Annotated in this window: 11 protein-coding genes, 1 other RNA gene and 1 riboswitch; of the genes, 5 read left to right on the plus strand and 7 right to left on the minus strand. The window is 38.7% G+C overall.

Features of this window, described 5'->3' with window-relative positions; all coding sequences use genetic code 11:
- The first annotated feature begins 46 nt into the window (after positions 1–46).
- The 3 genes from GCWU000282_RS03830 (at position 47) to ssrA (ending at position 4120) form a co-directional block, all read left to right on the plus strand.
- Positions 47–3178, plus strand: coding sequence for a glycoside hydrolase family 2 TIM barrel-domain containing protein (locus tag GCWU000282_RS03830; protein WP_023353693.1), 3132 nt, complete (start codon positions 47–49; stop codon positions 3176–3178).
- 306 nt (positions 3179–3484) lie between these two features.
- Complete coding sequence (locus GCWU000282_RS03835; protein WP_023353694.1) at positions 3485–3700, plus strand: cold-shock protein; 216 nt, start codon at positions 3485–3487, stop codon at positions 3698–3700.
- An 84-nt stretch (positions 3701–3784) separates the two neighbouring features.
- Positions 3785–4120: a transfer-messenger RNA gene (gene ssrA, locus GCWU000282_RS16230) on the plus strand.
- Positions 4121–4229: 109 nt separating this feature from the next.
- On the opposite strand, the gene GCWU000282_RS16575 is transcribed toward ssrA, so the two are convergent.
- The 7 genes from GCWU000282_RS16575 to GCWU000282_RS03865 all read right to left on the minus strand — a co-directional run bounded on the left by GCWU000282_RS16575 (position 4230) and on the right by GCWU000282_RS03865 (position 10986).
- Entirely contained in the window at positions 4230–4367 is a 138-nt protein-coding gene (locus GCWU000282_RS16575; RefSeq protein ID WP_023353695.1) for a hypothetical protein, read from the minus strand.
- Positions 4368–4488: 121 nt separating this feature from the next.
- Positions 4489–4956 (minus strand): type III toxin-antitoxin system CptIN family toxin, encoded by a 468-nt coding sequence (gene cptIN, locus GCWU000282_RS03840; protein ID WP_035039711.1) that lies wholly within the window; start codon positions 4954–4956, stop codon positions 4489–4491.
- Between the two features lie 283 nt (positions 4957–5239).
- A complete protein-coding gene (gene nspC / locus GCWU000282_RS03845; RefSeq protein ID WP_242828925.1) occupies positions 5240–6418 on the minus strand; it encodes a carboxynorspermidine decarboxylase in 1179 nt (392 codons plus the stop codon).
- A gap of 70 nt (positions 6419–6488) precedes the next feature.
- Complete coding sequence (locus GCWU000282_RS03850) at positions 6489–7748, minus strand: saccharopine dehydrogenase family protein (RefSeq protein ID WP_023353699.1); 1260 nt, start codon at positions 7746–7748, stop codon at positions 6489–6491.
- Positions 7748–8626: a polyamine aminopropyltransferase gene (gene speE, locus GCWU000282_RS03855; protein WP_023353700.1), complete on the minus strand. Its 879-nt coding sequence runs from the start codon at positions 8624–8626 to the stop codon at positions 7748–7750. Before speE ends, GCWU000282_RS03850 begins: the two co-directional genes overlap by 1 nt.
- 92 nt (positions 8627–8718) lie before the next feature.
- Positions 8719–9471, minus strand: a complete 753-nt coding sequence (locus tag GCWU000282_RS03860) for an alpha/beta fold hydrolase (RefSeq protein ID WP_023353701.1) — start codon at positions 9469–9471, stop codon at positions 8719–8721.
- Between the two features lie 63 nt (positions 9472–9534).
- Complete coding sequence (locus GCWU000282_RS03865) at positions 9535–10986, minus strand: aminotransferase class I/II-fold pyridoxal phosphate-dependent enzyme (protein WP_023353702.1); 1452 nt, start codon at positions 10984–10986, stop codon at positions 9535–9537.
- Positions 10987–11456: 470 nt separating this feature from the next.
- Positions 11457–11578: riboswitch (FMN riboswitch) on the plus strand.
- 141 nt (positions 11579–11719) lie between these two features.
- Here GCWU000282_RS03865 and GCWU000282_RS03870 point away from each other — a divergent pair.
- Both GCWU000282_RS03870 and secG read left to right on the plus strand, forming a co-directional pair.
- On the plus strand, positions 11720–12451 hold the full coding sequence (locus GCWU000282_RS03870) for an ECF transporter S component (protein WP_242828926.1): 732 nt from the start codon (positions 11720–11722) through the stop codon (positions 12449–12451).
- 163 nt (positions 12452–12614) lie between these two features.
- Positions 12615–12851 carry a preprotein translocase subunit SecG gene (gene secG / locus GCWU000282_RS03875; RefSeq protein WP_023353704.1) on the plus strand — a complete coding sequence of 79 codons (237 nt, stop codon included), beginning with the start codon at positions 12615–12617 and terminating at the stop codon, positions 12849–12851.
- The last annotated feature ends 78 nt before the right edge of the window (positions 12852–12929 follow it).

The following is a 12929-nucleotide window of genomic DNA, read 5'->3' on the forward strand; positions in this document are numbered from 1 at the left end:
CAAATTAATATAAGGAAAAGAGGTATTACAGGTGTTTAATATTGATATGATAAAAGACGTATCCTGCTTCAAAGAAAATGCCCTGCCTGCCAAGGCTTCATTTATTCCTTACGGAAATGAAACTGAGATTGCTGAAAGAAAATCGAGTCTTAGGGTTTCTTTGGACGGGCTTTGGAAGTTTGCTTATGTAAAAAATTATAATCTTGCGGTAAAAGATTTTTATAAAAAAGAATATTGTACCGGAAGCTGGGATAGTATAACTGTGCCTGCCAATATGCAGATGGAAGGCTATGACATACCTCAGTATGCAAATGTGCAGTATCCTTGGGATGGAGTGCAGGCGGTATCTCATACAGAAGTACCTGAGGAATTTAATCCGGTGGGCATGTATGTGAAAATGCTGGATATTTCAGAAAAGGCACAAGATAAGGACATCATCATTACCTTTGAAGGAGTGGAAAGTGCCTTTGCTCTTTGGGTAAACGGAGAATATGTAGGCTATGCAGGAGACAGCTTTACCGCCACAAGCTTTGATTTAACTAAGTTTGTGCAGGCAGGGCTTAATAAAATTGCCGTTATGGTATTTAAATGGAACATAGGCAGCTGGTGTGAAGATCAGGATTTCTTTAGATTTTCAGGTATATATAGAAGTGTGTATGTAGATGTGCTTCCAAAAACAAGAATAAACGATTTCACAGTAAAAACCATTTTAGATGATACATTTAAAAATGCTGAGCTTAAGATAGAAGGCTTATTGCAGGGAAAGGGTAAATTAGTTACCGAACTTTCATATAAAGGCGAAAGTATATTAATTGATGAGAGAGAGCTTTCCGAAAAAATAAACCTTAGTTTTGCCGTAAATGAGCCTAGGCTTTGGAGCGCAGAAAAACCTGAGTTATACGACCTTAGATTTAAAATTATTGATGAAAACGGAAATATAACAGAGGTTGTAAACGAAAGAGTAGGCTTTAGAAAAATAGAGATTAAAGATAAGATAATGTTACTCAATGGAAAGAGGGTAGTATTTAACGGAGTAAACAGGCATGATTTCAGCTCGGTGTACGGAAGGGCAATAACCGGGGAAGAAATCGAAACAGATATTATTACGATGAAACGAAATAATATAAATGCGGTAAGAACCAGCCATTATCCAAATACAGAATATCTATATGAGCTTTGTGATGAATACGGACTTTATGTGATAGCCGAGAACAATCTGGAGTCGCATGGAACCTGGGACGCAAGGGGAGTGCATGGAGAGGACTATTCTCTTCCAAAGGACCATATGGAATGGGAACCAATGATGCTTGACAGGGCTACATCCACATATAACAGGGATAAGAATCGTACAAGTGTAATTATCTGGTCACTTGGAAATGAATCCTTTGGTGGCAAGGTTATTTACAGTATGGCAGAGCTTTTCAGAAAACTTGATGATACAAGGCTTGTGCATTATGAAGGAGTATTCCACGACAGAAGTTACGATGCAAGCACTGATATAGAAAGCCGTATGTATCCACCTGTGACTGAAATCAGAGAATTTTTGAAAGAATTTCCTACCAGGCCTTTCATTCTCTGCGAATATACACATGCCATGGGTAACTCAAACGGAGCAATGCACAAGTATATTGAATACACAGAGGAAGAACCAAGGGCTCAGGGTGGATTTATCTGGGACTATATAGACCAGTCCATTTATAAAAAGGACAGATACGGTACGGAATTTCAGGCTTACGGCGGAGATTTCGGAGACAGACCGAATGACGGCAATTTCAGCGGAAACGGTATAGCTATAGGTCCTGAGAGGGCGGAGTCTCCTAAGATGCAGGAGGTTAAGTTTAATTATCAGGGAATTAAGCTTTTTGTAAGTGAAGGAAAGGTAAGAATAAAGAACAAGTATCTCTTTACCAATACTTCTGAATTCGATGTATATGAAATTCTCTATAGGGACGGAAAAGAGTATGCAAAAGAAATGATTTCTACAGATGTAGAACCATTATCCGAAAAAGTATATGAACTTCCTATAGTTTTGCCTGAACTTGAAGGAGAATTTGTAGCAGAAGTTTCCGTAAGGCTTAAAAAGTGCACGAATTATGCGAAGAAGGGACATGAAATTGCTTTTGGACAGGCAGTAGTTAAAAAAGCTGAAACAGAGTATTTTAAGAAAATATCTCAGGGAAATGAGAAATATAATTATATGTATGCTTCCTCTATGGAAAATGCAGAAGTGAAGCCTTACTCGGGAAAACTTGAGTTTGTGCCGGGAGATTATAACCTGGGAGTTAAGGGAGAATACTTCTCTGTATTATTCTCTAAAATGTATGGTGGGCTTGTAAGTTATAAGCTAAGAGGTGTAGAGCTTCTTAAGAGCCGGCCCCTTCCTAATTTCTGGCGTGCTCCTATAGATAATGACAGAGGCTTCGGTATGCAGATGGAGTACGGAAAATGGAAATTAGCCGGAGATTATTCCAAATGCATAGATGTAAAGGTAAACGATAACAGCAATAAGGCAGGGACAGAAAGATATGTGGAGGTAGTTTATACCTATGTGCTTGGAATGGCAGGAATGGGTGAGTGCCTGGTAAGCTATAAGGTATTTGAAGACGGCTTTGTAAAAACTACCCTCAGCTACGAGACAAAAGAAGAAAACTTTGATATGCCTGAGTTTGGTATGATGTTTAAGACGGACGCAGATTTTGACCATCTTACCTGGTATGGTGCAGGGCTTTCCGAGACCTATGAGGACAGGAGAAGCGGTGCAAAGATAGGCTTGTTCAGTAATAAGGTGGAAGATAACATAGCACCTTATCTTGTACCACAGGAGTGTGGACATAAGGTAAATGTAAGATTTGCAAAGGTTACTGACAGAAAGGGCAGAGGTCTTCTCTTTGTAAGTGAAAAACAGGCTGATCCTACATTGGGTGAGAGTAAGGCGGCGGAAAATTCTGTGGTAACAGACAGATATATGGGATTTTCGGCTCTTCCATTTACTCCGAACCAGCTTGAAGAGGCAACACATCCTAACGAGCTTCCTAAACCGCAGTTTACAGTAATCAGGGCAGATTTAATGCAGATGGGTATAGCCGGAGATGACAGCTGGGGCTCAAGGCCTCATAAGGAGTACCATATTAAGAATAATCAGAAGCTGGAATTCAGTTTCTGGTTTAAGGGGATTTAACTCAGGTGTCGTTGAAATAATTATGAATAAATTGTAAACAAAATTATTAATTTTATTTATATTAAAAACGTATATAATAAGTGACGCTTATGCGAAACTTAAAAGTGTAACCAAATTCATTAATTCATTTGACTTTTTGTGATATTTGTGTTAACATTATATAGTATTTTTGGAGTTTAAAGAAAGTCGAACTTTAATTTTAATATGTTCGTTAGCTCGCAGCACTACTAAAAGGTATCTGCTTTAAAGCTCTTTAACTGGAAGATTACGCAACTAATATTTTTTTATTTACAGGAGGATACCTAAATGAACACAGGTGTAGTTAAGTGGTTCAACTCAGAAAAGGGCTACGGATTTATTACTAATGATAACGGCGGAGATGATGTATTTGTACATTTTTCCGCTATCAACGTTGAGGGATTCAAGACTCTTAACGAAGGACAGAAGGTTACATTTGAGACAGAGACCGATCCTAAGAATTCAAGCAAGCTTAGAGCAGTAAATGTTTCTATAGCTGAATAATTAAATGCTAATTCTGGACCGTAGTCTTAAATGACTACGGTCTCTTTTTAATATATCCTCCTGAGAGGGGGATGATTTTTATCCGGGGTTGTACCGGTTTCGACGGGAATTTTGAAGTTGGAGAAGCAAGCCGCAGGAATGCGTTAAATCCAAAATTAAATACAAACGCTGAAGATAATTTAGCATACGCTGCCTAATGGCAGCTGTCTTACCTGTTATACCTGCATAGCAGGCTAAGGCATCGAATAAGCAGGAAACGACATGGTCAGTGGCTCGCGGCTATGGGCGTATTAGAGTCTACTAAAGTCAGGATTGTGCTGATTCAAGTCTGATGGAGGGAATGTCAAACAATTAGCTAAGCTTGTAGAAGTACAATGAATGGGTTTTTGGACAGGGGTTCGACTCCCCTCAGCTCCATTTTTAGAAGAACAAAAAGCAGAGAAAAGTCAAATATGAAATTCTCTGCTTTTTACTATTATATAAGGGACATCATATAAGTTTGTAGTTTATTTAAATTAGTGGGTATTTTTCACACACACACTCTCTTTCCATCACTAATCAATTTATCTAAAAGTTCATTCATTACTTTTGCACCTCCCTCGCTTGATTTTAACATAGCTTTAAGTTTACTTGTTACAGGAAACTCATCAATACTATAGGGCATCATTTACAGTAAACAATCTCATCAGCTTAGCGGTCTTAGAACCATTATAATTGACTGTATTGACAAATATTTCACTCATACCATTATTAACAATTTGTCCTGTTTCTCGGACATACTATAGAACTTAACGCCTTATAATTTCTAAAATCTTAGCTATATCCGCATAAAATATCTTCTTTCCATTCTTCATTATGGCTATAGCCTCTTTTAGCTTTGTGCGAAGTTCATTGTCCAAACTCTTATGTATAGTAACCGGGCTTCCACTAATTGTATGGATATGATCTAAATACGCTGCATTGATAGGAAAAGCATTCTGTATTAGAAAAGCTCTTTCCTTACCGGCAAATAAACCGATAACGATTGTTATACACTTTCCGCTTTTCTTTATCTTATGATTTTGTATTTTCTTATACTTCTCTACCTTTGAACTAATTGGTATCATCCAAAATATATCTGCATTCTTTGAGTCTTTAACTGCATAATAATGTGGTCGGTAATTACCGTCATCCTTGTTACTCATTAAAGATGCGTCCTGCACATTTGAAAAGAAACTATCTTTTATATGGTAAGAATATCCCTGCTTAATTTCCAAATTTACCTCCAAAAAATCCCTCCATCATATTGACAGAGGGATTTGCATACCGAATCATTTATACCCCGCCCCATCGGCAAGCGGTAACATTTGCATACCGAATCATTTATACCCCGCCCCATCGGCAAGCGGTGACATTTGCTCACTTACAATATAACATACTACTTGACTTTATGCAACAGCTAAATTTTCTGATGTTAGTCAACATTCTTAATTCTTAATGCAATAGGAAATTTCTATGAGAGATTGTACTATGGCAGCCACTTTGTTTCTAAGAAACCGTTTAGGACAACCTCTCCTTGAAATCACCATACCCAAAGCTTTTAATATTTTCAACCTTTCCATCCTTCTTAAGCACAGCCAAATCAGGCAAAGGCATACCGTTAAAAGTATTGTTCTTTACAAATGAATAGATAGCCATATCACCGAAAATAAGCATATCTCCAATATTCTTTTCTTCATCAAAGGAAAAATCTCCTATTATATCTCCGGCAAGGCAGGTGCAGCTTCCAAGCCTATAGGTATATTTTTTCTCACCGGCTTCTCCTGAAGTGAATAGCGGCGGTCTGTAAGGCATTTCTATTACATCAGGCATGTGGCAGGCGGCACTTATATCTAAAATCAGATTAGTGGTATCGCCCGAGGTAGTTTTATCAAGAATAGTAGTTACAGAGTAGCCCGCATTCAGAGCCACAGCCTCGCCCGGCTCAAGATACACTTCTACATCAAACAAAGCCTTGGCTTCCTTGATACATTTAATAAGAAGCTCTCTGTTGTAGTCTTCTCTGGTAATGTGATGGCCGCCGCCAAAGTTCAGCCACTTCATATTTTTAAGATGCTTACCAAAGTTCTTATATACAACCTCTAGAGTATCTCTTAAAGGCTCGGCTCCCTGTTCACAGAGTGTGTGAAAATGAAGTCCGTCAACACCGTCTAACAGTGAACTTTCCTCTGTAATAGCATTTTCAAGTGTGTGAAGGGTTATACCAAGTCTGCTGCCGCTTGCACAAGGATCATAGATTTCATGGCCTTCCTGAGTGGAAAATTCAGGGTTTATCCTTATACCTATGCTCACACCTTTGTCTACACAGTATTTTTTATACTTTTTAAGCTGATTTACAGAGTTAAATATTATATGGTCACAAATTTTAGTTATTTCCTCCATATCCTCATCTTTATAAGCAGGAGAGAAGATGTGATTTTCCTTCTTCATTTCCTCTGCACCGAGTTTTGCTTCAAAAAGTCCGCTTGCAGTAGCCCCTGCGAGGTATTTTCCTATGAGGGGATAGAAGTAAAAACCTGAAAATGCTTTCTGTGCAAGTAAAATTTTAGCACCGGTTTCATCCATTACCGCTTTTAGAATTTTACAGTTTTCCTCTATTTTTGCTTCATCTATAACATAGCAGGGGGTTTTAAGTCCTTCAAACGCTTTCTTTAATTCAGGGTAATTATTTGAAATCAAAATAAACTCCTTTATACTCAAAGACACAGAGAAATTGGCTCTCTGTGTCTGATAATATTCTACAATTATCCTATGGCACAAGTACAGGATTTTCCTCTACCTGCCAAGGAAGTCCCCATTTATTAAGAGCCTCCATATATGGATCAGGATCAAATTCATCTGTGGTGAATACACCAGGTTTTCTCCAAAGACCGTTTAATACAAGCATAGAGCCTATCATAGCAGGAACGCCTGTTGTATAGCTTACAGCCTGACTTCCAACCTCTTTGTAGCATTCCTCATGGTCGCAGATATTGTAGATATAAATACTCTTTTCCTTGCCGTCTTTAACACCGGTGAAGATACAGCCGATATTTGTCTTACCCTTGGTACGAGGGCCGAGAGAAGCAGGGTCAGGAAGAAGTGCCTTAAGGAACTGGATAGGCACAATCTCTTTTCCTTCGTAGTTGATAGGAGTTGTAGAAAGCATACCTACATTTTCAAGGCAGTTCATATGGGTTAGGTAACTCTGTCCAAAGGTCATAAAGAAGCGGATACGCTTAACCTCAGGCATATTTCTGCCAAGTGCCTCAAGCTCCTCGTGGTGAAGAAGGTACATATCTTTCTGTCCGACTTCTTTGAAGTTATACTCACGCTTAATGCTCATGGCAGGAATTTCTACCCATTTTCCATTTTCAAGATAGCTTCCCGGAGCAGATACTTCACGAAGGTTAATCTCAGGGTTAAAATTAGTAGCAAAAGGATAGCCATGATCGCCGCCGTTGCAGTCAAGTATATCTATGGTATCTATTCTGTCAAAATAATGTTTTTTTGCATAGGCTGCAAATACACTGGTTACACCCGGATCAAAGCCTGTGCCGAGAAGGGCGGTAAGTCCTGCTTTCTCAAATTTATCTGCATAAGCCCACTGATAAGAATAATCAAAAAGTGCTGAAAATCCTTTTTCTTTGCAACGCTCTTCATAAGCCTTCTTCCACTCAGGCTCTTCTGTATCCTCAGGCTCATAGTTAGCTGTGTCGATATAGTGTACATTTGCAAGAAGGCAGGCATCCATAATAGCAAGATCCTGATAAGGAAGTGCTACATTAAGAACTGCATCAGGCTTGTAGCTCTTTATAAGCTCTACTGTCTTAGCTACATTCATAGCATCTATCTCAGCAGTAGTAATAATGGTCTTAGTCTTACCTTCAAGCTCAGCCTTAATAGCGTCGCATTTTGACTTGGTCTTGCTTGCAATGCAAATTTCAGTAAAAACATCGCTGTTCTGACAGCATTTGTGGATTGCAACCTGTGCAACTCCGCCACAACCGATAATAAGTAATCTTGACATTATTTTTCTCCTTTATTTTCTTCTTCTTCTAATATATCTTCAACATATTTAGGTAACATAAATGATCCTACATGGAGGTTGCTTGTATAGTACCAGGTTTTGATGTTTCTCTTTTTCCAGTTCTCAGGTTTAAAATCTGTGATAGGATGGTATTTTTTGCTGGCAAAGCCAAACATCCAGTAGCCTGACGGACAGGTAGGGATATGTGCCTGATACACACGGCTTATAGGAAAACTGGTATATACCTTTCTGTGCATTGCCCTAAAGGCTTCTTCATCTTCATCAAAGAATGGGCTTCCATGCTGGTAAACCATAATTCCGTCATCTTTAAGTGCCTTGTAACAACTTCCGTAAAACTCTTTGGTGAAAAGCCCCTCAGTATGTCCGAACGGATCTGTAGAGTCATTTATAATGAGGTCATATTCGGCTCTTCTGCCTCTAAGGAAGCGAAGTCCGTCCTGATGTGTGATATGGACTCTTTTATCATCAAAACCCTTAACAGCATCGGGGAAGAATTCTCTGCAGACCTCAACCATTTGCTCGTCAGGCTCTACAACCTCAATCTGTTCGATTTCGGGATAAGCGGTAAGTTCTCTGGCTACACCGCCGTCACCGCCACCTATGATAAGCACTTTTTTTACATTTGGATGAACTGACATAGGTACATGGGTTACCATTTCATTATATACAAATTCGTCTGCCTCGGAGAAGATAATATCTCCGTCAAGCATAAGGAATCTGCCGAATTCATGTGACTGAAAAACTTCTATTTTCTGGAATTCGCTTTCAGCACTGTAAAGCTGTTTTTCCACACCTATATCCATACTCACGTTCTCAGTAAATTCTTCAAAAACGTGGATGTTTGTATAATCGGACATTTTTTCTCCTTTCCCTAAGTGGTTTGTGTCTATGGTAAAAATATTTTCATGTCATGTAAATAAATTACTCTACAAACTGGAATTTGTCTGTCTCAAAACAATTCGTTTATCATTGTCACAAATAAATCCGGTTTCAATAAAACAAGACCTGCATGCCCCAGTTTAGGCAAAACCTTGAATTCTGTTTGCGGAAAATGCTGATTCATGTAGGCGATATCAAGTTTTCGCTCCTTTTCTTCGCCATCGGCATACCAGTAATGCATTTGCGTATCGACCTTCGGAATGGGCTGTGGAATCTTATAGTTGTTGCATGAGTCAAAAGTTCTCCATAACGTTTTTCTACTGGAGCACTTCAAAACATCTGCAACATATTGAAGATCTTCCTTCGAATATTCATCGGTAGCAAAAGCCTTCTCAAGCAAGCGCACTCCACCTGTCCTGCCCAGCATCATCATGAGATAGTCTCTCAAGGCGATAAAGCGTGTGACAAGCCATGGTAGCTGATATGGTGTAATGCCTCCGTCCATAATGCAGTGTCTGATTGGAATAAGTTGTCCAAGCGTTACCATTAAAGCAACGGAGCCGCCCATCGAGCACCCATATACTGCATACAATTCGGCAATCTCTTCAGCCTGAAGCCACTCATTCAATTCGGCAGCGATCTTCTCAATGCTTGTAAAGTCACTTTCATCCTCAGAATCATATCCGGGAAGAGCCGGAATAATCAGATGATATTTGTTTTTGAGAAGCGGAATTAAATGTTCAAAATAATCCCATCTTACAACAGAAGGATGTATCAGCAGAATTGCTTGTTCATTACCTTTTCCAAATTCATGTATATTCATTAGTCTAATCCATCCTGTGTACAAATTCTAATTTGTCATTAAGTTTTATAATATCCACACAAGCTACTTTATCAGTACCTCTAAACTCTTAACCTCAGGATCGGCAGTACCCTGCAAGCTGCACCCTTTTTCTTTTGCATAGAGTATATGGTCAACAATATCCTTTGTAATAAGTTCTCCCGGTGCAAGAATTGGAATACCCGGCGGATATGCCATAACGGACTCACCTGCAACCCTACCACAGGCTTCTTTAATAGGAACAGACTCCTTTTCCGCATAAAATGAATACTGAGGACTTGAAACTACCTTTGGAATTACAGCATCCACAAAGGCAAGTCCACTTTTTTCTTTTGCATAAAGTCTTTTGATATCTTCAAGAGCACCTACAAGCCTTTCTATATCCTGAAGCCTGTCTCCGATAGAGATATAAGCCATAATATTTCCGATATCACCGAATTCTATCTGAATATCATACTCATCACGAAGCAAATCATAAATTTCAATTCCCGTAAGTCCTATGTCTTTGGTATACACACAAAGCTTGGTTACATCAAAATCAAAAACATTTTTGCCGTCTATAAGCTCTTTTCCATAAGCATAATAACCCCCTATGCTGTTTATCTCATTTCTGGCATATTCAGCCATAGTTATAACTTTCTCAAAGCTTTCTCTTCCTCTGAGTGCAAGATTTCGCCTTGAAAGGTCAAGACTTGAAAGCAGGAGATAGTTGGCGGAAGTAGTCTGAGTAAGTCCTATAATCTGTCTTATATGACCTACATTCATATTTTCACCTGTAAGCAGGATGGAACTCTGTGTAAGGCTTCCGCCTGATTTGTGCATAGATATGGCTACCATATCAGCTCCGGCTCTCATTCCCGCAAGCGGAAGATTGGCTCCGAAGTAAAGTTGTGTTCCATGTGCCTCATCTACAAGAACTTTAAGCCCTTTAGAATGAGCATAATCAGTAATGCTCTTAAGGTCTGAGCAGATACCGTAGTAGGTTGGATTATTTACAAGCACAGCTACTGCATCAGGATTGCTGTCGATGGTTTCCTTTACAGACTCTATTTCCATACCGAGAGCCACACCGATAACTGGATGAATTTCAGGTTTTACGTAGACGGGAATTGCTCCGCAGATTATAAGTGCATTAATCACACTTTTATGTACATTTCGAGGGAGAATAATCTTGTCACCCGCCTTGCAGACAGAAAGTACCATAGCCTGTACGGAAGCAGTAGTGCCTCCAACCATAAGAAAGGCATGGGCAGCACCAAAGGCATCTGCCATAAGAGCCTCTGCTTCTGAAATTACAGAAACCGGATTGGAAAGGTTGTCAAGGGGCTTCATACTGTTTACATCAAGGCCTACGCATTGTGCTCCAAGAAGTTTAACAAGCTCAGGATTGCCACGTCCTCTTTTATGACCGGGTACGTCAAAAGGAACTACCCTTTTTTTCTTAAATGTCTCAAGAGCCTCACAAATCGGAGCTCTCTGCTGTCTGCTAAGATCCATTTCTTTTTCCTCATATCTATAGAATACATGATGTGGGTGTTAAAAGTATTTAACACTTATATAAATACATTGGGCTGAAATGATTTATGGATAAAATAAAAATGCAGCCCAATCACCTTGAGCTGCACATAATTTTCCTTTAAATAGAATAAGTGCGTTATCATTCAGAGTATTTCAGCAAATATCAGGTTGCTACTCTTATTGACGTTTCACAAGATGATAATGATTGTAGAGTAATCAACTTATAAAATTTGGGCTTCAAACCCTATCAATAATGTGGAAAAACCACTCCGGCAAGTGACCGCCTGTCCGTAAGGCAAATACAAATTTGGTCTGATATTTGCATGATGAATCACGCAACTATGTAAAAATAATAATATCATCAATAGGTTATAGTGTCAATACTTCCGCTAAAATTCCTTCTTGACAGACGGAGTAGTTTGGTCTAACATATAGACATAAAATTTAATAGCATTCTTCAGGGCAGGGTGAAATTCCCGACCGGCGGTAAAGTCCGCGAGCATTTTGCAAGAATCGGTGAGCTTAGGTAATTCCGATACCGACAGTAAAGTCTGGATGAAAGAAGAAATTATAGGATATAAGATTTATCTTGTATTTTTATAGTGTAATCAGCCCTGACCAAAAGGTCGGGATTTTTTCTTTTAAAAGAAAAAAATTAGGGAAGGTTATACTGTTTCTATAGACACCTATGGGAATGCGGAAAGAGGAAAATATGGTTTTATTAGGTGGTTTGAAAAAAACAGCAATGGAAAATATGGGAATGGTACTCATAACCCTTGCAGTGGTGGCAGCATTAATTGTGCTAGCTTTTGTAGCCCAGAAAATTTTTAGAAAGGATGAAGATGACAGGTCATTTAAAATCAGGTATATCGCAATTGTAGCTATGCTTTCAGCAATTTCAGCCGTACTTATGTTTTTTGAATTTCCGATACCGTTTATTGCACCGGGATTTTATAAGATTGATTTGAGTGAAGTGCCTGTTATAGTGGGTGCATTTGCTATGGGACCTGTTGCAGGTGTGGTTATAGAGTTTATAAAAATACTTCTTCACTTATTTATTAAGGGAACAAGTTCCGCCTTTGTAGGAGAATTTGGTAACTTTGTAGTAGGTGCAGGCTTTATAATTCCTGCGTCCATTATGTATTATGCTAAGAAAACTAAGAAAAGAGCTATTGCGGGGCTTATAACAGGTGTAATTACAACTACAATTATAGGCTGTCTTGTAAATGCTTTTATATTACTTCCGTTTTACGCAGCGGCTTTTGGCGGAATAGATAAGATTATAGCGGCAGGAACTGCTGTAAATCCTGCGGTAGACAGCGTATTTATATTCTGCCTTGTACTGGTTGCACCGTTTAATATAATTAAGTTTAGTATTGTTTCTGTAATAACAGTGCTTATTTACCATAAAATCAGTTACCTATTTAAAGTAGGGGCAAACTGATAAAATTACTTTGCTAGCCGCTATCCGCCGGATTGTGTAAAAAAAGAAAGTTGAAAAACTACAATGTAAATATGTTCAAAAGACGGAATTAAAAACAGACTTGAATTTTTGCCTCAAATATGGTAAAGTACTTAAAGATATGTTTTGAAAGGAAGAGATAGTTATGTCTACATTAAGAATTGTTGTTACAGTTATTTATTGCATTATATGCGTTGCACTTGCGGCTATAGTACTTTTACAGGAAGGTAAGCAGCAGGGACTTGGTACTATCAGTGGTATGGCTGATACCTACTGGGGCAAAAATAAAAGTCGTTCTATGGAAGGTAATCTTAATAAGGCGACTACAGTTGTTGCCATTGGGTTTATAGTGCTTTCATTTGTGCTTAATATGAAGTGGTAATAAGTAGAAGAAGAAAATTTTAACTGTTGCATAGTATGTTGTTTCAGGTCTTATCCTGCGTACACACTTTGTAACAGT

This window comes from Catonella morbi ATCC 51271, assembly GCF_000160035.2.
GTDB lineage: Bacteria > Bacillota > Clostridia > Lachnospirales > Lachnospiraceae > Catonella > Catonella morbi.

Bases quoted from the DNA above. Each gene is read 5' to 3' on its own strand.
- GCWU000282_RS03860 (WP_023353701.1), bottom strand. From the start codon at position 9,471: ATGAATATACATGAATTTGGAAAAGGTAATGAACAAGCAATTCTGCTG.
- speE (WP_023353700.1), bottom strand. From the start codon at position 8,626: ATGTCCGATTATACAAACATCCACGTTTTTGAAGAATTTACTGAGAAC.
- GCWU000282_RS03830 (WP_023353693.1), top strand. From the start codon at position 47: ATGATAAAAGACGTATCCTGCTTCAAAGAAAATGCCCTGCCTGCCAAG.
- GCWU000282_RS03865 (WP_023353702.1), bottom strand. From the start codon at position 10,986: ATGGATCTTAGCAGACAGCAGAGAGCTCCGATTTGTGAGGCTCTTGAG.
- GCWU000282_RS16575 (WP_023353695.1), bottom strand. From the start codon at position 4,367: ATGATGCCCTATAGTATTGATGAGTTTCCTGTAACAAGTAAACTTAAA.
- GCWU000282_RS03835 (WP_023353694.1), top strand. From the start codon at position 3,485: ATGAACACAGGTGTAGTTAAGTGGTTCAACTCAGAAAAGGGCTACGGA.
- GCWU000282_RS03870 (WP_242828926.1), top strand. From the start codon at position 11,720: ATGGTTTTATTAGGTGGTTTGAAAAAAACAGCAATGGAAAATATGGGA.
- GCWU000282_RS03850 (WP_023353699.1), bottom strand. From the start codon at position 7,748: ATGTCAAGATTACTTATTATCGGTTGTGGCGGAGTTGCACAGGTTGCA.
- secG (WP_023353704.1), top strand. From the start codon at position 12,615: ATGTCTACATTAAGAATTGTTGTTACAGTTATTTATTGCATTATATGC.